This is a genomic window from Alteromonas sp. KUL106 (genome assembly GCF_009811415.1).
Classification (GTDB): Bacteria; Pseudomonadota; Gammaproteobacteria; order Enterobacterales; family Alteromonadaceae; genus Alteromonas.
Genome location: NZ_BLIG01000033.1, coordinates 1 through 25,948, shown reverse-complemented (window position 1 = coordinate 25,948; position 25,948 = coordinate 1). Strand labels below are relative to the sequence as shown.

General features: G+C 45.7%; 18 protein-coding genes, 1 tRNA gene and 1 pseudogene. 17 read left to right on the top strand and 3 right to left on the bottom strand.

Annotated features, from left to right (window positions below; translation table 11 throughout):
• The first annotated feature begins 2 nt into the window (after window positions 1-2).
• A complete protein-coding gene (locus tag GVO63_RS12455; protein ID WP_159580277.1) occupies window positions 3-401 on the top strand; it encodes an ACT domain-containing protein in 399 nt (132 codons plus the stop codon).
• Window positions 402-498: 97 nt separating this feature from the next.
• On the opposite strand, the gene GVO63_RS12450 is transcribed toward GVO63_RS12455, so the two are convergent.
• Window positions 499-2,565, bottom strand: coding sequence for a M13 family metallopeptidase (locus tag GVO63_RS12450; protein ID WP_159580275.1), 2,067 nt, complete (start codon window positions 2,563-2,565; stop codon window positions 499-501).
• A gap of 247 nt (window positions 2,566-2,812) precedes the next feature.
• Between GVO63_RS12450 and GVO63_RS12445 the strand changes: the two genes are divergently transcribed.
• A complete protein-coding gene (locus GVO63_RS12445; RefSeq protein ID WP_159580273.1) occupies window positions 2,813-3,436 on the top strand; it encodes an RraA family protein in 624 nt (207 codons plus the stop codon).
• Window positions 3,437-3,447: 11 nt separating this feature from the next.
• Here GVO63_RS12445 and GVO63_RS12440 read toward each other — a convergent pair whose 3' ends face one another.
• Both GVO63_RS12440 and GVO63_RS12435 read right to left on the bottom strand, forming a co-directional pair.
• On the bottom strand, window positions 3,448-3,630 hold the full coding sequence (locus GVO63_RS12440; RefSeq protein WP_159580271.1) for a hypothetical protein: 183 nt from the start codon (window positions 3,628-3,630) through the stop codon (window positions 3,448-3,450).
• A gap of 7 nt (window positions 3,631-3,637) precedes the next feature.
• A complete protein-coding gene (locus GVO63_RS12435) occupies window positions 3,638-5,950 on the bottom strand; it encodes a carbohydrate binding family 9 domain-containing protein (RefSeq protein WP_159580269.1) in 2,313 nt (770 codons plus the stop codon).
• A 350-nt stretch (window positions 5,951-6,300) separates the two neighbouring features.
• Between GVO63_RS12435 and GVO63_RS12430 the strand changes: the two genes are divergently transcribed.
• The 15 genes and pseudogenes from GVO63_RS12430 (at window position 6,301) to fusA (ending at window position 25,884) form a co-directional block, all read left to right on the top strand.
• Window positions 6,301-8,142, top strand: coding sequence for an ABC transporter ATP-binding protein (locus GVO63_RS12430; protein ID WP_159580267.1), 1,842 nt, complete (start codon window positions 6,301-6,303; stop codon window positions 8,140-8,142).
• A 166-nt stretch (window positions 8,143-8,308) separates the two neighbouring features.
• Window positions 8,309-8,385, top strand: a tRNA-Trp gene (locus GVO63_RS12425).
• Window positions 8,386-8,466: 81 nt separating this feature from the next.
• Entirely contained in the window at window positions 8,467-8,844 is a 378-nt protein-coding gene (gene secE, locus GVO63_RS12420) for a preprotein translocase subunit SecE (RefSeq protein ID WP_159580265.1), read from the top strand.
• 4 nt (window positions 8,845-8,848) lie between these two features.
• Entirely contained in the window at window positions 8,849-9,397 is a 549-nt protein-coding gene (nusG, locus tag GVO63_RS12415) for a transcription termination/antitermination protein NusG (RefSeq protein WP_159580263.1), read from the top strand.
• A gap of 258 nt (window positions 9,398-9,655) precedes the next feature.
• Entirely contained in the window at window positions 9,656-10,183 is a 528-nt protein-coding gene (locus GVO63_RS12410) for a methanogen output domain 1-containing protein (protein ID WP_159580261.1), read from the top strand.
• Window positions 10,167-11,123, top strand: coding sequence for a GGDEF domain-containing protein (locus GVO63_RS12405; protein ID WP_159580259.1), 957 nt, complete (start codon window positions 10,167-10,169; stop codon window positions 11,121-11,123). The genes GVO63_RS12410 and GVO63_RS12405 overlap by 17 nt, the downstream gene beginning before the upstream one ends.
• Before the next feature lie 332 nt (window positions 11,124-11,455).
• A complete protein-coding gene (gene rplK / locus GVO63_RS12400) occupies window positions 11,456-11,884 on the top strand; it encodes a 50S ribosomal protein L11 (RefSeq protein WP_159495015.1) in 429 nt (142 codons plus the stop codon).
• A gap of 4 nt (window positions 11,885-11,888) precedes the next feature.
• Complete coding sequence (gene rplA / locus GVO63_RS12395) at window positions 11,889-12,584, top strand: 50S ribosomal protein L1 (protein WP_159495016.1); 696 nt, start codon at window positions 11,889-11,891, stop codon at window positions 12,582-12,584.
• Window positions 12,585-12,890: 306 nt separating this feature from the next.
• A complete protein-coding gene (rplJ, locus tag GVO63_RS12390) occupies window positions 12,891-13,409 on the top strand; it encodes a 50S ribosomal protein L10 (protein ID WP_159495017.1) in 519 nt (172 codons plus the stop codon).
• 57 nt (window positions 13,410-13,466) lie between these two features.
• Entirely contained in the window at window positions 13,467-13,841 is a 375-nt protein-coding gene (gene rplL / locus GVO63_RS12385) for a 50S ribosomal protein L7/L12 (RefSeq protein WP_131094759.1), read from the top strand.
• A 326-nt stretch (window positions 13,842-14,167) separates the two neighbouring features.
• Window positions 14,168-18,272 (top strand): annotated as a pseudogene (rpoB, locus tag GVO63_RS12380) (DNA-directed RNA polymerase subunit beta).
• Window positions 18,273-18,353: 81 nt separating this feature from the next.
• Entirely contained in the window at window positions 18,354-22,526 is a 4,173-nt protein-coding gene (gene rpoC, locus GVO63_RS12375; RefSeq protein WP_159495019.1) for a DNA-directed RNA polymerase subunit beta', read from the top strand.
• A 307-nt stretch (window positions 22,527-22,833) separates the two neighbouring features.
• Window positions 22,834-23,208, top strand: coding sequence for a 30S ribosomal protein S12 (gene rpsL / locus GVO63_RS12370; protein ID WP_071980814.1), 375 nt, complete (start codon window positions 22,834-22,836; stop codon window positions 23,206-23,208).
• A 75-nt stretch (window positions 23,209-23,283) separates the two neighbouring features.
• On the top strand, window positions 23,284-23,754 hold the full coding sequence (rpsG, locus tag GVO63_RS12365; protein ID WP_131094756.1) for a 30S ribosomal protein S7: 471 nt from the start codon (window positions 23,284-23,286) through the stop codon (window positions 23,752-23,754).
• Between the two features lie 27 nt (window positions 23,755-23,781).
• Entirely contained in the window at window positions 23,782-25,884 is a 2,103-nt protein-coding gene (gene fusA, locus GVO63_RS12360; RefSeq protein WP_159580257.1) for an elongation factor G, read from the top strand.
• Window positions 25,885-25,948: the final 64 nt, after the last annotated feature.

Sequence of the window (25,948 nt, the reverse complement as noted above, 5' to 3'; positions counted from 1 at the left end):
TTGTGGTCGCTGAAACTGACCTAAGCGTGTTACTAAAAAACTTAAACCCCGTGGCGAGTAGTGAAAATTATGTGTTCACTACATTGCCTGCGGATAAGTTATCAACCACGCTTGTCTCGGTGGCTAAAGGCATATTTCAGGAACGCGAGGGCACAACGCTGATTCTGCCAGTGGCCGCGGCCAAGCAAGCTAATCTGCAATTTGAAGGCTACTACCGCTGTATAACCTGTGAAGTACATTCGAGTTTGGAAGCGGTAGGGATGACTGCTGCCATGTCTAACGCGCTGGGTAAGGCGGGAATCAGTGCCAACGTGGTAGCCGCTTATTATCACGACCACATTTTTGTGCCAGCCGAAAAAGTCAATGTGGCGCTAGACGTTTTAACGTCGTTGCGTAACTAATGTTCTATTTTTGTTCCACCACAAAAAAGCCCCAGTTTGACGAACGAAACATGGGGCTTTAGCTATCGTATTATTTACGCAAGTTTATATGCGCAAGTTACCAAATTTTCACGCGCTCTTCGGGTGGTAAATACAACGCATCTTCTTCGGTTACGTTAAACGCTTCGTAGAATTCTGGCACGTTGCGTACCGCGCCGTTAGTGCGGAATTTTGTTGGTGAATGGGTATCGGTTTGTACTTGGCTGCGCAACGCTTCTTCGCGGTATTTACTGGCCCAAACTTGGCCGTAACCAATGAATACACGCTGATCGCCAGTGAAGCCGTCAAGTTCAGGGGCTTGTTCGCCATCAAGCGACAGGTGGTAAGCTTTCAGTGCGATGCTGATACCGCCAAGATCGCCAATGTTTTCACCTAGGGTATATTCTCCGTTCACATGCAAGTCAGGCAGAACCTCAAACTGATTATACTGCTCAATCAAGTTTGCAGTGCGCGCTTCGAATTCGCCCCGATCTTCATCTGTCCACCAGTTACGTAATACGCCATCACCGTCGAAGGTTGAACCTGAATCATCAAAACCATGGCCAATTTCGTGACCAATTACCGCACCAATTCCCCCGTAGTTAACCGCGTCTTCGGCGTTCATGTCAAAGAACGGTGGCTGAAGAATAGCCGCTGGGAACACAATTTCGTTCAATGGCGGGTTGTAGTAAGCATTGACTGTTTGAGGCGTCATGCCCCATTCATGGGTCCACACTGGGCCGCCTTGTTTCTTCAGCATTTCTTCATACAGCACGTCCGAAGAACGCTTAAGGTTTCCAAACAGGTCACTGGCATTCACTGTCAGAGCTGAATAGTCTCTCCACTGGTCTGGGTACCCAATTTTCACAGTAAACTTGGACAGTTTGTCCAGCGCTTGCGCACGGGTTTCGTCTGTCATCCAGTCGAGGTTTTCGATACTTTCTTTGTACGCTAAGAGCAAATTGTTAACCATTTCCATCATGCGGTCTTTCGCTTCCGGTGGGAAATGCTGCTTCACATACACTTTGCCGATGAGCTCGCCGACGTGCTCATTAGACAGACTTACTGCGCGACGCCATTGTGGCTGCTGCTCTTCTACGCCACGAAGCACTTTGCTGTAGAAGTTGAAGTTTGCTTCATCAAGCTCAGCATTTAAGCGACTGGCCGAAGCATTGAGCAAGCCCCATTTAAGAAATGTCTTCCAGTCGTCTAAGGATGTTTCAGCAATAACGCCATCGATGTTTTGCATGTAGTCTTTTTGCAGAATCCCCAGCGAAGGAATGTCGCTTACATCAGCTTGGGCTAGATAAGCGTCCCAGTCGAACTGAGGCATTAATGTTTTGAGTTCTTCAATCGTCAGCTTGTTATAGTTGGCGGCAAAGTTACGTGCCTGCTCTTTTTTCATGTGTAGCTGAGCAATTTTAGTCTCAAGTGCGAAGAGCATATCTGCGCTTTCTTTTGGCGCTTCAAACCCTGCCAACTCAAACATAGTTTGTATATGTTTAACGTAGGCATCACGAATGGTTTGTGACGTTTCGTCGTCCTTAAAGTAATACTCGCGCTCAGGAAGTCCTAACCCGGCTTGCCATGTGTACATCAAATATTCTTTTGGTGACTTAAGATCTGGGTATTGGGTTAAGCTGAAAGGCGCACCGTAGCCATAGCGAGCGGCATAGGCAAAATATTCGGCAAGGTCGGTATAATCTTCAATAGCGTCAATTTTTGATAGCTCAGGCTTTAACGGCGTCATGCCTAGTTCGTTGCGGGTTTCCATATCCATATAAGCACGATAAAAATCGCCCACTTTCTGCTCATCACTGCCCGCTTTAAAATCGCCTTCGGCAGACGACTTTATAATATCCATAACGTGGTCTTGGGCTTCATCGCGAAGAATGACGAAAGAGCCGTAGCTTGATTTATCTGCGGGTATTTCGAAGTTATCAAACCACTTGCCGTTTACGTAGCGAAAAAAGTCATCACCCGGGTCAACAGACAAATCCATATTTTCTTTAATAACGCCTGATGAAAGCGGTTGCTGGGCATCTTGGGTGGCCGCGCTCTGCGTCTGTTGTTCTGTGGATGAATGTTGAGGGCTACAAGCTGTTAAGGCTAGTGCCACGCTTAAGCTTAAAACGCTACGTAACATGTGAAGTTTTCCTTTTGTTGGGCAATGTTCGGGCTTGCCGCTTATTGTTTTAGTGCGTTGCGAAAACCTGTAAATACTTTTTACGGAATGGTTTGGCGGATTGCGAGCACGTTTTATTACTCGTTTTTAGCATGGCGGCGGAGATAGAAAAAGTGTTTATAGTGAAAATACACAGCTTGTAACAACTTGTAGGTTTAATTTCGCTATAGTGTTTTTTTATAGACATTACGACACTCAAGGAACGGCGATGGACTTACATAATATCACTTTTGACAGCGTATCACCTTGTGAGTACGCCGATGCACTGCCTAGAGAGCAGTTTATGCACTACGCGATAAAACCCTTGTGGGAAGGTATGCCACGTATTGCTGGCCCAGCATTCACTGTAAAATGTGAGCCAGGTGATCACCTTATGCTACATGCGGCCATATATCGCGCAAACCCAGGTGATATTATCGTGGTTGAGGCAGACGATAAATTTGCGGTTGCTGGGGGGAACGTCTGTGCCATTGCACAATCCCGCGGTATCAAAGGTTTCGTTATTGACGGTGTTATACGCGATATTGCAGAAACTAGGGAAAACCAGTTTCCCGTGTTTGCGCGCGGTGTGGTGCCCAAGCCCGGCGCAAAAAAGTGTATTGCTCCACTTAACCAGCCAGTACGTTGTGGCGGTGTCACCGTCAATGCGGGAGACATTATTGTGGCTGATGAAGAGGGAATAGCGGTTATTCCACATGAACAAGCGCAGCGTGCTTTTGAAATCGCCAAGGCGAGAGGTGATAAAGATGCGGCAATGTCACTCAGTGAATGGCAAGCGCAGCATCAAGATAAAGTAGAGGCTACGCTCGCTGAATTAGGTTTCACTGATTGAAAATAGATGTTTTAGTAAAGCCACGCATAGCTGAACTTCATAAAGACAGCTTGCTCGGTGCGTAATAGCCCTGGGTTTTCATCATCGGCAAACGCTGAATCGCCATAGCCAATATAAAGGCGCGAAAGTGGGTTTATCATATAAGAATACACCACTTGCGTGCCTAGGCTTCTATCTCGTGCATCTACGCGCATTAAGTAATTATCGGTATTTCGCTTGATATCGGCGTAAACCAGTGCAACGCGGATTTCGCTTGATATCGGCGTAAACCAGTGCAACGCGGATAAACTGGTTTGCACTAAACTGATAACTTAGTCGCAAATCCGATAGGTTGGCGGTAAAGAGCATTTCATCGTTTACATCAATACGATTGTATTCATGACTCAGTGAGGCTTCCAAATGCTGCCCCAGGTTAAGCGTAATTGAAGGCTCTAGGAGCACCTGATCGCCCAATCGGTCGTTTCTTAAATCGATTCTGTCACCAATACGGACGAAATTTTCGAAGTAGAGCGTGCGACTTGGCTGGGCTTCAAAATAGAAAGAATATTGTTCTTCGGTAAAGCGCGAGGTATTGCCATCAATGGCTAAACTAGCGCCATTGTGGCGTAGACCAACAGTATCCCTTTTAATCCATTGAAAATTGAAATAAGACTGGTAAGCCGCACTTAATTCTACTTGAGCCTGCATTTCGCGTTCGATAAGCTCTCCGTTATCGTTGTGAGTGATGTCCCAATCACCGCCGAACTCGAAGCGGTTCCACCATGCATTTTCATTCCACCAGATATAGCCGCCACCCAGTACACTCTTATGCCTATCCACGGTGCTCTCAAAGCCAAGGTCAGCACGAAAATCGGCTTGAGTACTGGTGCGATTGGCATAGACATACCAGTCACGGACCTCGTGACGGTAGTCAATCTTGTAGGTACTACCCGAGAAAGCATCGTTTTTGCGCGTTCGTAGGGTGATTTCGTTAATATCATCATCAGCACTACAGTCATTACTGCAAAAGTCAGAGAACAATGTTTGTGGATATTGCGTTTGTGAGCGCAGTACCTGCACACGTAACGTATCGCTTGGCGTTATTTGATAACGGCTGTCTAGGCCTGTAACAATGTTATGGTAATCCTCTGAGTGACGACCAGTAATGATTGCGCCTACGGAAAGCGCATCCGAAATATCATAGCGGTAACGCGCGGCTATATTCGTACTTTCTTCGTTGAGCCTTGCTACACTAGAGCCCAGATTTCCAGGCACCAAAAATGTGGTGCTTTCGTCGTTAGCGGCCAAAATGCCAAAAGTATGGTTGTTCACCCGCCCAGTCAGTTTGGTGCCGATGTCAGGTGCGCCGATATTACGGGTATACACAAGGTCATATTGGGTACTGAAAAAATCTGCGTTTTCAAGAAAGAAGGGGCGCTGTTCAGGGAAAAATAGCGCAAACGGGTTATTAATACCGAGTTGTCCAGCGTCGGCTTCCACTTGAGAAAAATCAGGATTAACGGTGGCTTGCAGGAGCATGTCAGATGATATGCCCCAGTTAATATCAACACCTATTTCTTGGTTATCTTGATACTGCCAGCCTGTCGCACTTTGCGAGGGTACGGCTTCACGGTTACGGGCATAGCCCGCTACCGCATAAGGTGTGATCGATAGGTTTTGACCTTGCTTTGCCGTGGCGAAACCTTCCATGTCTCCCATTTGACATAAACCGCATGCATTATTTCTATCAACGGGCCTGTTAGATATTCGAAGATTATTTTCTCTCGGATAGAAACGTACAAACTCCGCTCGCCATCTTTTCGGGCCATCACTATCGAGAAAGTTCATGATGCGAAAAGGTAATGCAATTTCAACGGTATAGCCGTCTTGTGTTATTCGTGCTTGTGCGTCCCAAATCGCATTCCAACTATCGCTTTCACTTAACGTCATTTGGTTTTCGATGGCATCAGATTGTATACCACGGGGGTTAACAAAGAACTGATATGACAGACGACTGTCGCCAAACGTATCTATTTTTATTCCAACTAAGTCGTTATCCCAAACGTTATCCCTGTCGCGAAATAAGGCGCGTAATTGGGATGGGTCGTCGTCTTGCGCCGTGAACGCAATATAAATGTTTTCACCGTTTTCAAATATGCGTGCCGTTGTCAGTACAGGAGGCGCTGTATTTTCAAAAGGCCGGGTTACAAAGGTCAGCGGCACCTTAGTTGCTTCTTCCCAAATGGCCTCGTTTATAATGCCATCAAGTTCCACTGTACCTGCAATGAAAGGCACAACCAGTGTATCGCCCATGTGGTCATCAGACGTTTCTGAAATCGCGTTTTCCGACCGCTCTGTAACGATAGTAGGAGGTATGGATGTGTCTATTGCTTTAGGTTGCTCGTGCGGTGTTTCCTGTAGTGGCGTTGAAAAGGCGGGGCCAGAGGCTAAGTAGCTCGCAAAGGCACAGAATGTAAAGATCCTACGCGCGTGCTTAAGCGCAGCATCGACGTGCTTTAATAAAGAATTATCCATAATAATGTGTGTGGCATCGTTATTATTTTTATCCACGTGAAGTATGAATAAAAGTCAAAACGACAAAAAGCAGATTAATCGCATATAAACGGATGCTTAACGTGTTTTGCATTTTTGCTTAAGCGAAATTGAAGTAAAAAAGGCGACAAAGCACGACAATGAAATTGTATTAAACAAACCAATGTATCACCGACAAGGCGTGAACATTTAGTGTAGAATTGCGTACTTATCGCATTGACCCTTGTAACAAAAACATACCGCAATGGTCGATGCGGTCAAGCCACGTTATAGCGATCTAGCATTGGCAACACGAACAAATCATCTGTCACTGAATAACTAACGAGTTTTACATGTTTTCATTTTTTGAAAAGCTGACCCAGCCTTTCCCAGATACACCGCCCACTCAACCACCTCAGGGTATCGTTGCTTTTTGTAAATACTATACCAAGGGCATGTGGGGAGTAATCCTCACCGTTTCTGTGCTCAGTGCAATAGTGGCCATGTTAGAAGTGGCATTGTTTGGCTTTTTAGGGCAGCTCGTTGACTGGTTTTCTGAGCAAAATCGCGAGACGTTTTTGGCTGACCAGAAGTTTACGCTTATTGGAATGGGGGGCACAGTACTTGTTCTCATTCCACTTTTCATTCTTTTGCGCTCGCTATTTTCTCGTCAGTCCCTGATGGGCAACTATCCTATGCGCATTAGATGGCAAGCGCATCGCTACTTACTGGGACAAAGTCTTACGTTTTTTCACGATGAATTTGCCGGACGTGTTGCCACGAAGGTCATGCAAACGGCTCTGTCAGTGAGAGAAACTGTCACCAAGGTACTCGACCTGTTGGTGTATATAAGTGTGTATTTTATCTCAATGGTGGTACTTATTTTTAGTACCGACTGGCGCTTGGCCATGCCGCTGATTGTATGGTTCTTTGTCTACATTGGAATTTTAAAGGTATTGGTACCTAAACTAAAAGAGGTCTCGCAAAAGCAAGCAGACGCACGCTCACTAATGACCGGACGTATTGTTGATAGCTATACCAATATCACAACGGTAAAGCTGTTTTCACATAGTCGCCGCGAAGCGGATTACGCAAAAGAGAGTATGGATGGGTTTCTTAAAACGGTTTATCCGCAAATGCGTTTGGTTACCGTGTTGGAATTCTGCGTGGAAATGGCCAATGCTATTCTCATTTTCACTATCGGTGCGCTGTCTGTGTATTTGTGGTTGGAAAATATTGCGAGCCCCGGTGATATCGCTATTGCTATTAGTCTGTGTTTGCGACTAAACGGTATGTCTCACTGGGTAATGTGGGAAGTATCGGGCCTGTTTGAAAACTTAGGTACTGTGCAAGACGGCATGAATACGTTAGCACAGCCTATTGCGGTACAAGACAAACCAGAAGCAAATGCTCTGCGCGTCGCTGGTGGGGGCATTACGTTTGATGACGTTAATTTCTCTTATTCAGGTGCGGATGACAAACCTATTGATGTGTTTAATCATTTGGATTTAACCATAAAACCGGGGGAAAAAGTTGGGTTGGTGGGGCGCTCAGGCGCGGGCAAGTCTACCCTAGTAAATCTGCTTATGCGTTTTTACGATACGCAAAGCGGCCGTATTATTATTGACGGGCAAGATATCACTGAGGTTGGGCAAGAAACACTTCGTGCCAAAATCAGTATGGTGACACAAGATACTTCGCTCATGCACCGCTCGGTACGCGACAATATTCTCTACGGTCGAACCGACGCAACGGAAGACGATATGATTCGGGCGGCTAAGCAGGCAGAAGCGCATGATTTTATTCTTACCCTTACCGATAGCTATGGCAGAACAGGCTACGACGCCCATGTGGGCGAGCGCGGAGTAAAGTTATCTGGTGGACAAAGGCAACGTATCGCTATTGCGCGAGTATTGTTAAAAGACGCGCCCGTGCTGGTACTAGACGAAGCGACATCGGCATTAGACTCAGAAGTAGAGGCAGCGATTCAAGCGTGCTTAGATAAAGTGATGGAAGGCAAAACCGTGCTTGCGATTGCTCACCGTTTATCGACAATTGCACAAATGGACCGTTTACTGGTACTGGATAAAGGCAAGATTGTAGAGCAGGGAACGCATGCAGAGCTTATTGCTTACAACGGTATTTATGCCAAGCTATGGGCGCACCAAACGGGTGGTTTTATTGGTGTGGAATAAGTTGAGTGAGAAATAATGGGAAGAGCATCTAGGAGAGATAAAGCGCTTGTATCTTGAAAGTGGTTAAGTATAATACGCGTCCCTCCCTTGCGATACCGCACTTTCCTCAGAAAAGACGCATTATTCCCAAGGGCAGTGTAAGTAAATTTTGTCTTGATGACACCACAGGGGTGTAGTTCGAATTGGTAGAACAGCGGTCTCCAAAACCGATGGTTGGGGGTTCGAGTCCCTCCACCCCTGCCAAATTTACTTAAACTAAGAATTTTTAAATTGCGCATTAACCAAATGCGTAAATCAACGACGCTGTAGTGCTAGGATCGTAACATGAGCGAAAAGACGGAAAATCAGTCCAATGCGTTGGACATGTTTAAATGGGTAGTGATTTTTGCACTGCTTGCCGGTTTAGTGACCGCTAATACAATGTACGGTGAGATCTCGGTACTATACCGTGCCATCGCAATTGTCGTAGTAGTGGGTATTGCTGGTTTCATCGCAGCAACTACCGAAAAAGGTAGCACCTTCTTGAGCTTTGCTAAAGAGTCTCGCACAGAAGTTCGCAAAGTAGTGTGGCCTACTCGTCAAGAGGCGAACCAAACTACGCTTATCGTGCTTGCAGCGACGTTAGTTATGGCACTAATTTTATGGGGACTAGACGGCATTATTGTTCGTGTAGTTGGCTTTATTACTGGAATAGGAGCATAAACGTATGTCTGAAGAAGCAGTAAAGAAAAGATGGTACGTAGTACAAGCCTATTCGCAATACGAAGCTCGCGTTAAAAAGACGCTGCTTGAATATATTAAAATGCACAACATGGAAGACTACTTCGGTCAGGTACTAGTACCAACTGAAGAAGTGGTAGAAATGCGTGCGGGTCAAAAGCGTAAGTCTGAGCGTAAATTCTATCCGGGTTATGTTTTGGTAGAAATGGCGATGACAGAAGAGTCATGGCACTTAGTGAAAAGCGTACCTCGTGTACTTGGTTTTATTGGCGGTACATCAGATCGTCCAATGCCAATCACGCAGAAAGAAGCTGACGCTATCTTAAACCGTCTTGAAGAGAATGTTGATAAGCCAAGACCAAAAACATTGTTCGAGCCAGGCGAAGTGGTTCGCGTTATCGACGGTCCGTTTGCAGACTTCAACGGTGTAGTAGAAGAAGTAGACTACGAAAAGAGCCGCGTAAAAGTATCGGTACTTATTTTCGGACGTTCTACACCGGTAGACCTAGAATTTGGTCAGGTAGAAAAAGGCTAAGCCTATTCTGCTTTGTAATTTTTAAAAGCCCCTTTACAGGGGCTTTTTTTTGTTCTGACATTGGCTATGGCGCATTAAAACACCGGAGCATCGATATCATAATCCCATCAATCGAGCTTTCATGGCGCGAACGTTAACGTCACACACTATTCAAAATAAAACGGACTAACGTAGTTAGGTAAAAAGGTAGCAACTTTCCCACTTGTTGATTATTTAATCGTCATGTTCTACAACTTAAGTATAACTTAAGGGGCTATCATGGCAGAGCAAAATGTTGCAAAACGCATAGCATGTAAAAACATAGATATTGACGCCAGCTCATTCCATCAAACTATCCTGCTAGAGCTTGAAAAGCTGTTGGAGGATGTTATTGGATTTGAAGAGTCAAAAAGTTTCATCAGCTTGGTTGCTGACAAAGTCGGAGAGATGCTGTACGACAAATACAAAAGGGAGCTAAATGATGATGCCATGACGATAGAAACAATGGCGCATATACTAGTCGATTTAAAACGAAGAATAGGCGGTCGATTTAGGGTTTCAGAGATATCTAGAAACGCTATAGTTTTAATCAACACCCAATGCCCTTTTGGTGTGAATGTGGTAGGGAAACGTCCGCTTTGTTCAATGACGGCAAACGTCTTTGGAAAAATCGTGTCAACGGAATTTTCTTATGCCGCTGTTGAGTTGAAAAAGACGATCGCAAGCGGAGATGGTCATTGCCACATCGTTATCCATTTAGAACCGCATAATGATGAGATGGGAGGAATAAGTGAGTATTTCGGTTGACCACACTAAGTTAGCTGGTGATGTGAGCCTGCGCTCTGTATTAGACAACATAACTGAGCCTGCTGTAATTGCTGCAATGGATGGTGAGATACTCAGCTACAACCGTCAATTTCATACCAAAGTGCCAGACGTTGTCTGCAAAGGGAATATTCAACAGCTCCTCAACGTAAGATCCAGCGTTTACGAAACCGAAAACATTATAGAAATAGCGACAAAAACAACAAAGAGAACCGGTTTATTTCCGATTCAGTTATTTGTAGAACTTGAAAACTGCGGTGTTAAAACATGCGTTCCGGGCTATATATCGGCACTGCGTTATAAAGAGTCTAGATTGCCAGCTGCAATGCTTGTGCAGTTAGATGAACACCTCATTAAAATCACATCGAGATTGAAGGCGCTGCAGGATGCGGAACTCGTTCATGCTAAGAAAGCACGCATTGCGTCTCTTAAAGCGACTACTGATGAGCTAACCGGCCTGAAGAACCGACGCTTTTTGAACACGTTTTTAAAATACCAATGGCACGCCACCAAAAGAAGTAGCGAAGATGCGGTAATAATTCTTTTTGATATTGACCATTTCAAAAAAATTAATGATGTCTATGGTCATGATGTGGGTGATGTGGCGTTAAAGAAATTTGCCTATTGTCTGGAAGAAGAAGCGCGAGCAGCTGACATAGTAGGGCGTTGGGGGGGAGAAGAGTTCATGGTCGTTCTTACTCATTGTAAAGAGGATGAGGCGGAGCTGTATCTATCTCGGGCAATGAAAAAGCTAAAAGAAAGGGCAGTAAAAATTGATCAGCAAATGTTCATAATGACTGCTAGCGCTGGCTTCTGTTCGCTATCTAAGGCGCAGTCACCTGAAGATGCCATATCCAAAGCTGATAAGGCGCTCTATAGAGCAAAAAATAATGGCCGTAATCAATTTATCAAGTACGCCTAAAAACAAAGGGAACCTGAAAAAGCTTGCCAACATGATTTGATGTCATATTGAAAAGTCCCCCTGATAGGGGCTTTTTTGTTTGTGTTTGCCCATTATACCAGCCCGCATAGATAATTACCCACTCAGCGAGAGCAATTATCTATGCGGATTGGTATTAGAAAGTAAGCGTGCAAAAATACTGAACTTTCGACCGTTTTTTATTCTAATTAGCCCTTGCATAGTAATTAATCACCTTATATAATGCGCGCCCTTTTAAACGGAAACGGGAAGCCGATTGAGCAAATAATCTCTGTATTTGCGAGGCGTTAGACCCAAACAAGAGAGCATGTAAAATGGCTAAAAAAGTAAGCGGTATTATCAAGCTTCAGGTTGCAGCTGGCGCTGCTAACCCAAGTCCACCGGTTGGTCCTGCACTAGGTCAGCACGGTGTGAACATCATGGAATTCTGTAAGGCTTTCAACGCGAAAACTGAAAGTCTTGAGAAAGGCGCTCCGGTACCAGTAGAAATTACTGTATACGAAGACCGTTCTTTCACATTCGAAACAAAGACTCCTCCTGCGTCTTACCTGCTTAAGAAAGCAGCGGGCATCAAGAGTGGTTCTGGCCGTCCTAACACTGAAAAAGTGGGTACTGTTACTCGCGCTCAGTTGGAAGAGATTGCTAAAACTAAAGAGCCAGACCTTACTGCAGCTGATCTAGATGCAGCGGTACGCACTATCGCGGGTTCTGCTCGCTCAATGGGCTTGAAGGTAGAGGACTAATCGAATGGCTAAATTAACTAAACGCGCTCGCCTTATCCGCGAAAAAGTGGACGCAAGCAAAGAGTACGAAATCAACGAAGCAGTAGCGCTTCTTAAAGAACTAGCAACAGCTAAGTTTGCAGAAAGCGTTGACGTAGCAGTTAACCTTGGTATCGATGCGAAGAAATCTGACCAAAACGTACGTGGTGCAACTGTACTACCTAACGGTACTGGTAAAGACGTTCGCGTTGCAGTATTCACTCAAGGTGCTAATGCTGAAGCGGCTAAAGAAGCGGGTGCGGACATCGTTGGTATGGACGACCTTGCTGAGCTAGTTAAGAAAGGCGAAATGAATTTTGACGTAGTAGTTGCTAGCCCAGACGCGATGCGCGTTGTTGGTCAACTAGGTCAAATCTTAGGTCCACGTGGCCTTATGCCTAACCCTAAAACTGGCACTGTAACGCCTGACGTTGCAACGGCAGTTAAGAACGCTAAAGCTGGTCAGGTACGCTACCGTAACGATAAGAACGGTATCATCCATGCAAGCATTGGTAAGATTGCGTTCGAAGCGAACCAAATTCAAGAAAACCTTGAAGCGCTACTTGAAGCACTGAAGAAAGCGAAGCCTTCTTCTGCTAAAGGTACATACATCAAGAAGATCAGCCTAAGCACTACAATGGGTGCTGGTGTTGCTCTAGATAAGGCTTCTGTAGGTCTTTAATTTCGCTGAGCTCAGGCTCATCGAAATCTCTTAAAGGTTATGGGTTGGAGCTGTGATAATTAGCAGTGCTAATAAGCAGCTCCCGTCCAAGACCGCAGGTGCGGTGTGGTGGAAGAGGTAAGAGAACTTTCACAGTCAACACACTGCTTAATACAACAACCTGCGCAGACGGTGGTTTGACTCAGACTCTCTGGGGTAACAAACACCGTAGAGCGGTATCAACCATGAGGGTTGGTATCAATCTGTGAACCCTGATGACGTAAGTAGGTAACTACAAACAACATCAGATACAAAGAGGTGAACTCAGTGGCACTAGGTTTAGCAGCAAAAAAAGAGATCGTAGCAGAAGTTTCTGAAGTTGCGTCTCGCGCTCTATCCGTAGCCGTTGCTGAATACCGTGGGATGGAAGTTAGTGAACTGACTGACCTACGTGTTAAAGCTCGTGAGCAAGGCGTATACCTAAAGGTTGTACGTAACACTCTTGCAAAACGTGCTCTAGCAGACAGTCAATTTGCAGACTTAGACAGCGCCTTAACTGGTCCGCTTATCTATGGTTTCTCTATCGACGCACCAGGCGGTGCGGCACGTCTTTTCAAAGACTTCGGTAAGACTAACGATAAGCTAAAAGTTACTGCACTTTCAATTGGTAGCGGTCTTCTTGGTCCAGAGAAATTGGACGCAGTTGCAGCACTACCTACCCGCGACGAAGCGCTTGCAAGACTACTTGCGACCTTCAAAGCACCAGTTGGGAAATTCGTTCAAACAATCAACGAAGTTCCTGGCAAGTTTGTGCGTGTATTGGCGGCGGTCAAAGACACCAAGTAATTGGCGTTTTTGGCATATTGATTTTTTTAACATTTTATACCCAGGAGTTTAGAGAACATGGCTCTAACTAAAGAAGATATCTTAAACGCAATCGCTGAAATGCCGGTAATGGAACTGGTTGAACTTATCGAAGCGGCTGAAGAAAAATTCAACGTATCTGCTGCAGCTGTTGCTGTTGCTGGTCCTGCTGTAGCTGGTGAAGCTGCTGCTGCAGAAGAAAAGACTGAGTTCGACGTTGTAATGACTTCATTCGGCGCTAACAAAGTTGCAGTTATCAAAGCAGTTCGCGGCGCGACTGGCCTAGGTCTTAAAGAAGCTAAAGAAGTAGTTGAGTCTGCTCCTAAAGCTATCAAAGAAGGCGTAAGCAAAGATGAAGCTGAAGCACTTAAGAAAGAGCTTGAAGAAGCTGGTGCAGAAGTAGAAATCAAGTAATCTGACACAGTCAGATTATTGCCTGAGACGGCAAGGCTGGTGGTTTTTTGAACCACCAGCCTTTTTGCGCTGTATAGTGTGTAGATTCTAACCCTTGACTACATCACGTAAAAGCGCCAATCGGACATACCCATAAAAAGCATAAAAATCCAACAAGTTAACTAATAATTGGTTAAATTTTGTTGTATGCTGGTGTATCTGCCCGAAAAAGGGTTGTGGAAGTTTGTTGCTTAGTGCGCCATTTGAAACGCAGCTTTTAGCCCATAGCACGCGTTTTAAAGCATTTTGCAGCAGGTTGGGTCATAAATCAGCAGGCTGAGGAACCCATGGTTTACTCTTATAGCGAAAAGAAACGTATCCGTAAGGATTTTGGCAAACGCCCACAGGTATTGGAAATTCCATACCTTCTTTCAATTCAGCTTGATTCTTTCAAAAAGTTTATTGAGATCGACGCAGATGCTCAATACGGTTTGGAAGCAGCATTTCGTTCCGTTTTTCCAATTAAAAGCTACTCAGGTAGTTCAGAGCTTCAGTATGTAAGCTACCGCCTGGGAGAGCCCGTTTTCGACGTTAAAGAATGTCAAATTCGTGGCGTAACTTTCTCTGCTCCGTTAAGAGTAAAACTACGGTTAGTGTTGTTCGATAAAGACGCTGCGCCAGGTACCGTAAAAGATATTAAAGAACAAGAAGTGTACATGGGCGAGATCCCATTGATGACTGAGAACGGTACGTTCGTAATCAATGGTACAGAGCGTGTTATCGTGTCACAGCTGCACCGTTCACCTGGTGTATTCTTCGATCACGACAAAGGCAAAACCCACTCGTCAGGTAAAGTGCTATATAACGCACGTGTAATTCCTTACCGTGGTTCGTGGTTAGACTTCGAGTTTGACCCGAAAGATAACTTGTTTGTACGTATTGACCGCCGTCGTAAGTTGCCTGCAACGATTATTTTACGTGCGTTGGAAATGTCGTCTGAAGAAATTTTAGACACTTTCTTTGAGAAAGTTAACGTACGTATCAATAAAGACAAGTTGATGATGGAAGTGGTGCCAGATCGCCTTAGACACTTTCTTTGAGAAAGTTAACGTACGTATCAATAAAGACAAGTTGATGATGGAAGTGGTGCCAGATCGCCTACGCGGTGAAACTGCCCAGTTTGATATCATTGATGGCGAAGGTAACGTTGTTGTTGAGTCAGGCCGTCGTATCTCTGCGCGTCATACTCGTGCACTTGAGAAAGCGGGTCTATCGGAACTTGAAGTTCCTGCGGATTACTTAATTGGTCGCGTATATGCTGCCACTTACGTAAACGAAGACACCGGCGAAGTCATTGTTAGTGCTAACGATGAACTTACTCTGGAAAACCTAGCGGCGCTGAGCCAAGCAGGTATAAAAGAGTTCGAAACGCTTTACATCAATGAACTCGATCACGGTTCATACATTTCAGATACGCTTCGTATCGATTCTTCAACCAACCGCCTAGAAGCGCTAGTTGAAATTTATCGTATGATGCGTCCTGGTGAACCACCGACAAAAGACGCAGCAGAAACCTTGTTTGATAACTTGTTCTTCTCTGAAGAACGTTATGACCTGTCTTCTGTTGGTCGTATGAAGTTCAATCGTCGTCTAGGTCGCGAAGAACTTATTGGTTCTGGAACGCTAGATAAAGAAGACATTATCGCTGTAATGAAGCAGTTAATAATGATTCGTGACGGTAAAGACGAAGTAGATGACATCGATCACCTAGGTAACCGTCGTATCCGTTCTGTTGGTGAAATGGCAGAGAACCAGTTCCGCGTTGGCCTTGTACGTGTTGAACGTGCAGTTAAAGAGCGTCTAAGCTTAGGCGACCTAGACAACGTAATGCCACAAGACCTTATAAACGCTAAACCTATTTCGGCAGCGGTTAAAGAGTTCTTCGGTTCATCTCAGCTTTCTCAGTTCATGGACCAAAACAACCCGCTATCAGAAGTAACGCATAAGCGTCGTATTTCTGCATTAGGCCCGGGTGGTCTTACACGTGAACGTGCAGGCTTCGAAGTTCGAGACGTACACCCGACTCACTACGGTCGTCTATGTCCAATCGAAACGCCGGAAGGCCCGAACATCGGTCTTATTAACTCATTGGCAAGCTTTGCGCGCACCAATGACTTCGGTTTCCTAGAAACACCGTTCCGTCGCATTGTTGACGGTGTGGTTACAGACGAAATCGATTATTTATCTGCAATTGAAGAAGGTCAATTCGCAATCGCTCAGGCTAACATCGCGTTAACTGAAGCAGGCGAGTTGGTTGACGACCTAATTCCTTGTCGTCACCGTGGTGAAACAACCTTGATGCCTAAAGAAGACATCAAATACATGGACGTTTCACCTCAGCAAATCGTTTCAATTGCTGCAAGCATTATCCCATTCCTAGAGCACGATGATGCGAACCGTGCACTAATGGGTGCGAACATGCAACGTCAGGCAGTACCTACACTACGCGCTGATAAGCCGCTAGTTGGTACCGGTATGGAAAGAACAATCGCGGTTGACTCAGGTGTAACTGTAGTTGCTAAGCGCGGTGGTGTGGTTGATTACGTTGATGCCAGCCGTATCGTTATTAAGGTAGATGAAGATGAAATGCTTCCAGGTGAAGCGGGTATCGATATCTACAACCTGACTAAGTACACACGTTCTAACCAAAACACATGTATCAATCAGAAGCCTACGTGTAACGTTGGCGACCCGATTGTTGCAGGTGACGTGCTCGCCGATGGTCCTTCAACAGACCTTGGTGATCTTGCACTTGGTCAGAACATGCGTATCGCGTTCATGCCGTGGAATGGTTACAACTTTGAGGATTCAATCCTTATTTCTGAGCGTGTAGCGCAGGAAGACCGTTTTACTACTATCCACATTCAAGAGCTTAGCTGTATCGCTCGTGATACTAAGCTTGGGCCAGAAGAAATTTCTTCTGATATCCCGAACGTGGGTGAATCTGCACTAAGCAAGCTTGATGAATCAGGTGTTGTATACATTGGTGCGGAAGTGAAAGGCGGTGACATCCTAGTAGGTAAAGTAACGCCTAAAGGTGAAACTCAGCTTACGCCAGAAGAGAAACTACTACGTGCAATCTTCGGTGAGAAAGCGTCTGACGTAAAAGATACGTCTTTACGTGTACCTAACTCTGTTCACGGTACCGTTATCGACGTTCAAGTATTTACCCGTGATGGCGTAGAGAAAGACAAACGTGCGCTTGAAATCGAAGATATGCAGCTACGTCAGGTTAAGAAAGACCTTACTGACGAGTTCGAAATTCTTGCAGACGGTATCTTCAGTCGTGCACAAACTGCATTGCTACGTGCTGGTGTTGATCAAGCTAAGCTTGATAGCCTACCGCGTGAAAAGTGGTTTGAAATTGCGCTTAACAGTGAAGATGCACAGCTAGAGCTTGACCAAATTGCTGATCAACACGCTGAGATAAAAGCCGACTTCGATAAGAAGTTCGAAACGAAGCGTCGTAAGATCACGCAGGGCGATGACCTAGCACCAGGCGTACTTAAGATTGTTAAGGTTTACCTTGCAGTTAAACGTCACATCCAACCGGGTGATAAGATGGCCGGTCGTCACGGTAACAAAGGTGTTATCTCGACTATTCAGCCTGTAGAAGATATGCCATACGATGCTGACGGCACGCCGGTAGATATCGTACTTAACCCGCTAGGTGTACCGTCTCGTATGAACATCGGTCAGATCCTAGAAACGCACTTGGGTATGGCAGCACACGGTCTTGGTGTGAAGATTGATCGCATGATCAAAGAGCAGCGTGAGCTGGCTGAACTACGTGACTTCTTGAAGAAGGTGTACGAGCTTGGTGAGAACCATCAAGAAGTCGACATCGACAGCTTCACAGACCATGAAGTTCGCCGTCTAGCGGAAAACCTTCGCAAAGGTGTTCCGGTAGCAACACCGGTATTCGACGGTGCTCGTGAATCTGAAATCAAGGAAATGCTGAAGCTTGCTGATATTCCAGAAAGCGGTCAGATTACTTTGTTTGACGGTCGTACCGGTCGCGAATTTGAGCGTCCAGTTACGGTTGGTTATATGTACATGCTGAAACTGAACCACTTAGTAGACGACAAAATGCACGCGCGTTCTACGGGTTCTTACAGCCTTGTTACACAGCAGCCTCTTGGTGGTAAAGCACAGTTCGGTGGTCAGCGCTTCGGTGAGATGGAAGTGTGGGCACTTGAAGCATACGGTGCAGCATATACCCTTCAAGAAATGCTTACCGTTAAGTCGGATGACGTTAACGGCCGTACCAAGATGTACAAGAACATCGTCGATGGCGACCACAGAATGGAACCTGGCATGCCAGAGTCATTCAACGTACTACTTAAAGAAATTCGCTCGTTGGGTATCAACATCGAGCTTGAAGAAAAGTAATACGGCGTTAGCCACGTAATGTTATGAGATGGCCCGGCGCTTGCGCCGGGTTCTAGAGACTGACTCCGCTGGGAGAGTAATGTGAAAGACTTATTAAAGTTTCTAAAGCAACAAAACAAGACCGAAGAATTCGATAATATCCGAATCGGTCTGTCTTCGCCTGACATGATCCGTTCATGGTCATTCGGTGAAGTTAAAAAGCCTGAAACAATTAACTACCGTACGTTCAAACCTGAGCGTGACGGTCTGTTCTGTGCACGTATCTTTGGTCCGGTTAAAGACTATGAGTGTCTTTGCGGTAAGTACAAGCGCCTTAAGCACCGCGGTGTAATCTGTGAGAAGTGTGGCGTTGAAGTAACACTGACTAAAGTACGTCGTGAGCGTATGGGTCACATCGAGCTAGCTAGCCCGGTTGCACACATCTGGTTCCTTAAATCACTTCCGTCTCGTATCGGCTTAATGCTTGATATGACCCTTCGTGATATTGAACGTGTACTTTACTTCGAATCATATGTGGTTACAGAGCCAGGTATGACGACGCTTGAGCGCAGCCAACTTCTTAACGAAGAAGAGTATTTGGATGCACTTGAAGAGCACGGTGATGAGTTCGATGCGAAGATGGGTGCTGAAGCGATATTTGACCTTCTAAAAGCACTAGACGTAGACGCAGACGTTGCGGCTATGCGTGAAGAGCTGCCTTCAATCAACTCTGAGACCAAGCGTAAGAAAATTACTAAGCGTCTTAAGTTGCTTGAGTCATTCCAACAATCTGGTAACAAGCCAGAGTGGATGATCATGACGGTACTTCCGGTACTTCCACCAGACTTACGTCCTCTAGTACCACTAGATGGAGGCCGTTTTGCAACGTCTGACCTAAACGACCTATACCGTCGTGTAATTAACCGTAACAACCGTCTTAAGCGTCTTCTAGACCTTGCTGCTCCAGACATTATCGTACGCAACGAAAAGCGTATGCTTCAAGAGTCTGTTGATGCGCTTCTAGATAACGGACGTCGCGGTCGTGCGATTACAGGTTCTAACAAGCGTCCACTTAAGTCGCTTGCAGACATGATCAAAGGTAAGCAAGGTCGTTTCCGTCAAAACCTTCTTGGTAAGCGTGTTGACTACTCAGGCCGTTCTGTAATTACCGTAGGTCCAACGCTACGTCTTCACCAGTGTGGTCTTCCTAAGAAGATGGCACTTGAGCTATTTAAGCCGTTTATCTACGGTAAGCTTGAAGCACGTGGTCTTGCGACGACAATTAAAGCAGCTAAGAAGCTTGTAGAGCGCGAAGCACCAGAGGTTTGGGACGTACTAGATGACGTTATCCGCGAACACCCGGTACTGCTTAACCGTGCACCTACACTTCACCGTTTGGGTATCCAAGCGTTCGAACCAACACTTATCGAAGGTAAAGCGATTCAGCTTCACCCGCTAGTGTGTGCGGCGTACAACGCCGACTTCGACGGTGACCAAATGGCGGTACACGTTCCGTTGACTATCGAAGCACAGCTAGAAGCACGTGCGCTTATGATGTCGACGAACAACATTCTGTCACCCGCGAACGGTGAACCAATCATCGTTCCTTCACAGGACGTTGTATTAGGTCTTTACTACCTAACGCGTGACAAAGTAAACGGCTTAGGCGAAGGCATGGTATTTACCAGCCCGAATGAAGCAGAAAAAGCATACCGTACAGGTAATGCTGAGCTTCACTCTCGCGTTAAAGTACGTATTACTGAATATGACATCGATGAAGATGGCAACAAAACTGAGAAAGTGACGCTAACAGATACTACTGTTGGTCGTGCAATTTTCTCATTGATCCTTCCAAAGGGTCTGCCGTTTGAAATCATCAACCAAGCCATGGGCAAGAAGCAAATTTCAAGACTATTGAATGCTTGTTACCGTACGCTAGGTCTGAAAGACACAGTAATTGCTGCTGACCAAATCATGTATACCGGTTTCCACTACGCGATGATCGCGGGTGCATCTGTTGGTATCGACGATATGGTTATCCCAGAAGCGAAGAAAGAAATCATCGACGCCGCTGAAGCAGAAGTTATCGAAATTCAGGAACAGTTCCAAAACGGTCTTGTTACCGCGGGTGAGCGTTACAACAAAGTTATCGATATTTGGTCAAATGCCAACGAAAAAGTTGCTAAGGCCATGATGGATAACCTTAAGACTGACATCGTAATTAACCGCGATGGCGAAGAAGAAGAGCAAACATCATTTAACTCTGTTTACATGATGGCCGACTCGGGTGCTCGTGGTAGTGCCGCTCAGATTCGTCAGCTTGCTGGTATGCGTGGTCTGATGGCTAAGCCAGATGGCTCAATCATCGAGACACCAATTACGGCGAACTTCCGTGAAGGTCTGAACGTACTACAGTACTTCATCTCAACGCACGGTGCGCGTAAAGGTCTTGCGGATACCGCACTTAAGACAGCGAACTCGGGTTACCTAACGCGTCGTCTAGTAGACGTTGCACAAGACTTGGTAATCACTAACGACGACTGTGGCACATTCGAAGGTGTTCAAATGACACCACTAATCGAAGGCGGTGACGTTGTTGAGCCACTACGCGAGCGTGTACTAGGTCGTGTAGTAGCAGAAGATGTACTTAAGCCTGGTACTAACGAAGTACTCGTAGAGCGTAACGTTCTTCTAGACGAAGCGTTAGTAGACATGCTTGAAGCTAACTCAGTTGACCAAATCATGGTTCGCTCGGTAATCACTTGTGACAACGACTTCGGTGTTTGTGCTAAGTGTTACGGTCGTGACCTTGCACGTGGTCACATGGTGGGTAGCGGTGAATCGGTTGGTGTTATTGCAGCACAGTCAATCGGTGAGCCAGGTACACAGCTTACCATGCGTACGTTCCACATCGGTGGTGCGGCATCTAGAGCATCTGCTGAGAACAGCGTACAAGTTAAGACTGCGGGTAGCCTTAAGCTACACAATGCAAAATTCGTACGTAACTCTGACGGTAAAGTGGTTATCGTTTCTCGTTCAACAGAACTTACTGTTATCGACGAGCAAGGCCGTGAGAAAGAGCGTTATAAAGTGCCTTACGGTGCTGTACTTAGCGTGGATGACGGTGCAACGATTGCAGCTGGCGACGTGGTTGCTAACTGGGATCCGCATAGTCACCCAATCATCACTGAGCGCGCAGCTAAGATTAGCTTCGCAGACATTGATGACTCTAACACCGAAATGCAGCAAGACGAGCTTACTGGTCTAACCCGTATCGTTGTTAAAGACCTTGCGAAAGTTAACTCTAAAGAGCCTAAGCTAATTCTTGAAAGTGACGATTTCGGTCTTCAAGAAATTCGTCTTCCAAGCTTCACGACTATCGAAGCGAAAGAAGGCAAAGTGGCGAATGAAGGTGACGTGCTAGCACGTATTCCTCAGGAAAGCTCGAAGACTCGTGATATCACGGGTGGTCTACCGCGCGTTGCGGACCTATTTGAAGCACGTAAGCCTAAAGAGCCTGCAATCCTTGCAGAAATCTCAGGTACTATCGGCTTCGGTAAAGAGACCAAAGGTAAGAAGCGTCTTGTAATTACACCTGCTGAGGGTGATGCATACGAAGAGATGATTCCTAAGTGGCGTCAGCTTAACGTGTTCGAAGGTGAGAAAGTGGAAAAAGGCGAAGTTATCGCTGATGGTCCAGAGTCTCCGCACGATATCCTACGTCTACGTGGTATCTCAGCAGTAGCAAACTACATCGTGAACGAAGTTCAGGAAGTATACCGTCTACAGGGTGTTAAGATTAACGATAAGCACATCGAAGTAGTTATCCGTCAGATGCTACGTAAGTGTGTTATCACTCACCCAGGCGATACGCAGTTCCTTGAAGGTGAACAGGTTGAAGTATCGAACGTTAAAGTGGCGAACCGTGAAATTGAAAAACACGGTAAGATCCCAGCGCAGTACGAAACGCAACTGCTTGGTATCACTAAAGCGTCACTGTCTACTGAGTCGTTTATCTCAGCAGCATCGTTCCAAGAAACAACACGTGTTCTAACTGAAGCTGCGGTTCAAGGTAAAGAAGATGACCTACGCGGTCTGAAAGAAAACGTTATCGTTGGTCGTCTAATTCCAGCGGGAACGGGTTTCGCTTACCACGAACGCCGTGCACAACGTCGCAAAGAGCAAATCGAAGAAATGTCAGTTTCTGCTGCTGAAGCAGAACAGGCACTAACCGAAGCGCTTAATGCTGGTGCAGACGAAGATACTGCCGAATAAGGCATGATCATAGGAGTACGTTAACGTACTCCTAACAAATTGGCAGTTCAGTTGTACAGATTGCAGATAAATTAACTGCTTAACCTTTGTACACCTTGACAGTCAGGGCGATGATCTTTAATATTCCGCGACCCGATTTTGGATAGCCTTGAAGGGCTCGATGAACGGTCGCGGTTTTTGTTTCAACGCTCAGTGAATATTGACGAGCACAATATTCACAAATCAGGGCGATTTTAAAAAAAGTCGCGTTTATATGGACCCAATCACAGTGATTGGGTTTTCGTAGTTTTTAATCAGGAGCTAGTTAATGGCAACAGTTAACCAGTTAGTGCGCAAGCCGCGTAGAAAGCCCGTTGAAAAAAGCAACGTAGCTGCTCTACAAGCTTGTCCACAAAGACGTGGTGTATGTACTCGTGTATATACTACTACGCCTAAGAAACCAAACTCTGCACTACGTAAAGTATGTCGTGTGCGTCTTACTAACGGTTTTGAAGTTTCTTCATACATCGGTGGTGAAGGTCACAACTTACAAGAGCACAGTGTAGTACTTATCCGTGGTGGTCGTGTTAAAGATCTACCAGGTGTTCGTTATCACACAGTTCGCGGTACTCTTGACTGCGCAGGTGTAAACGATCGTAAACAAGCCCGTTCTAAGTACGGCGCGAAAAGGCCTAAGTCTTAACGGTTCTCCGTTAGTAAGGCCAAACTGAAGTTTAAGAGTTTTGGGTTTTCCCTGAATTCATACGGAGAATAGAAAATGCCAAGAAGAAGAGTCGTAGGTCAACGTAAAATCCTACCAGAGCCAAAATTTGGTTCACAACTGCTTGCGAAATTCATGAATGTCGTAATGCTCGACGGCAAAAAGTCAGTCGCTGAAAAAATCGTTTACGGTGCGCTTGATATTGTTGCTGAAAAAACCGGCAAAGCACACCTAGATATCTTCGAGGAAGCGCTTGATAACATCCGTCCAACAGTAGAGGTTAAATCTCGTCGTGTTGGTGGTTCAACGTATCAGGTTCCAGTTGAAGTACGTCCAGTTCGTCGTAACGCGCTAGGTATGCGTTGGATGGTTGAAGCTGCACGTAAACGTGGCGAAAAGTCTATGGCACAACGCCTAGCGGCTGAGATGTTAGACGCATCAGAAAATAAAGGTTCTGCGGTTAAGAAACGTGAAGACGTTCACCGTATGGCCGAAGCAAACAAAGCGTTTGCTCATTACCGTTGGTAATCAACGTTATATAACTGAGAGAGATTTATGCCTCGTAAGACCTCGATTGAGCGTTATCGCAATATTGGTATTGTGGCTCACGTGGACGCGGGTAAAACCACGACCACAGAGCGTGTTCTGTTTTATACAGGACTGTCTCACAAAATCGGTGAAGTGCACGATGGTGCTGCTACCATGGACTGGATGGAGCAAGAGCAGGAGCGTGGTATTACTATCACGTCTGCTGCAACAACTTGTTTTTGGTCTGGTATGGAGCAACAGTTCGATCAACATAGGATCAACATCATCGACACCCCTGGACACGTTGACTTTACTATCGAAGTAGAGCGTTCACTACGTGTATTAGACGGTGCGGTAGTGGTATTCTGTGGGTCTTCTGGGGTTGAACCTCAATCAGAGACAGTCTGGCGACAGGCTGACAAATATCAAGTGCCACGCCTTGTGTTCGTCAATAAGATGGACCGGGCTGGCGCTGATTTTGAACGGGTTGTGGGTCAAATCCGCAAACGTTTAGGCGCAAACTGTGTTCCGATTCAAATCAACATGGGCGCTGAAGAGAATTTCCATGGCGTCATTGACCTTGTGAAAATGAAAGCCATCAACTGGAATGAAGAAGACATGGGTATGACATTTACCTATGAAGACATTCCGGCTGAATATTTAGACACGGCTGAGCAGTACCGCACAGAGATGATCGAAGCGGCTGCAGAGGCATCTGATGAACTAATGAATAAATACTTAGAGGGTGAAGAGCTCTCTGAGGAAGAAATTCGTTTAGGGCTTCGTAAGCGTACGCTGAACAACGAAATTGTTCTTGCCACATGTGGCAGTGCTTTCAAAAACAAAGGTGTTCAGGCTGTACTAGACTCTGTTATTCATTATCTTCCGTCTCCAACAGAAGTTAAGGCCATCACGGGTGTACTTGACGATAAAGACGAAACAGAAGCAGAGCGTCATGCAAGCGACGATGAGCCGTTCTCAGCGTTAGCATTTAAAATAGCGACGGACCCATTTGTGGGCACGCTAACATTCTTCCGTTGTTATTCTGGTGTAGTAAACACAGGTGACACGGTTTATAACCCTGTTAAGGGTAAGCGCGAGCGCTTTGGTCGAATCGTGCAAATGCACGCGAAAGATCGCGAAGAAATTAAAGAAGTACGCGCAGGTGACATCGCCGCGGCCATCGGCCTTAAAGATGTAACAACCGGTGATACGCTGTGTGATCCGAATCACGTTATCACGCTGGAGCGTATGGAGTTTCCAGAGCCGGTAATTTCAATTGCGGTTGAGCCTAAGTCTCAAGCTGATCAGGAAAAAATGGGCATAGCCCTTAGTAAGCTTGCGGCAGAAGATCCGTCGTTTAAAGTAAAAACTGACGACGAGACAGGTCAAACAATCATTTCTGGTATGGGTGAACTTCACCTTGATATCATTGTTGACCGCATGAAGCGTGAATTTAAAGTTGAATGTAACGTAGGTAACCCACAGGTTGCTTATCGTGAAACCCTTCGTAAGTCTGTTGAAGTTGAAGGGAAGTTCGTTCGTCAGTCAGGCGGCCGTGGCCAATTTGGTCATGTTTGGTTACGTATTGAACCTCAAGAAGAAGGTTCAGGCTACGAATTTGTGAACGAAATCGTCGGTGGTGTTGTACCAAAAGAGTTCATCCCAGCGGTCGATAAAGGAATTCAGGAGCAGATGCGAAGTGGTGTTCTTGCAGGGTATCCGGTACTTGATGTAAAGGTAACTTTGTTTGACGGTTCATACCACGATGTTGACTCTTCTGAAATGGCGTTTAAGATCGCCGGCTCTATGGGTTTCAAAAAAGGCGCCGCAGAAGCAAATCCGGTGTTACTTGAACCCACAATGAAAGTTGAAGTGACTACTCCAGAAGACTGGATGGGTGATGTAGTTGGCGACATTAATCGTCGTCGCGGCATGATCGAAGGTATGGAAGATGGTGTAGCAGGTGTTAAAATAATACGTGCAAAAGTGCCGCTTTCAGAAATGTTTGGCTACGCAACAGACTTGCGTTCACAAACACAAGGTCGTGCTTCATACTCAATGGAGTTCTTCAATTATTCTGAGGCGCCGAACAATGTGGCGCAGGCTATTATTGAATCTAGAATTTAATCTAAATGAAGGTTCGGTCCGGTCTATTGGTGGGTCGGACTTTTAACTTAGGAAACGAGAAAAA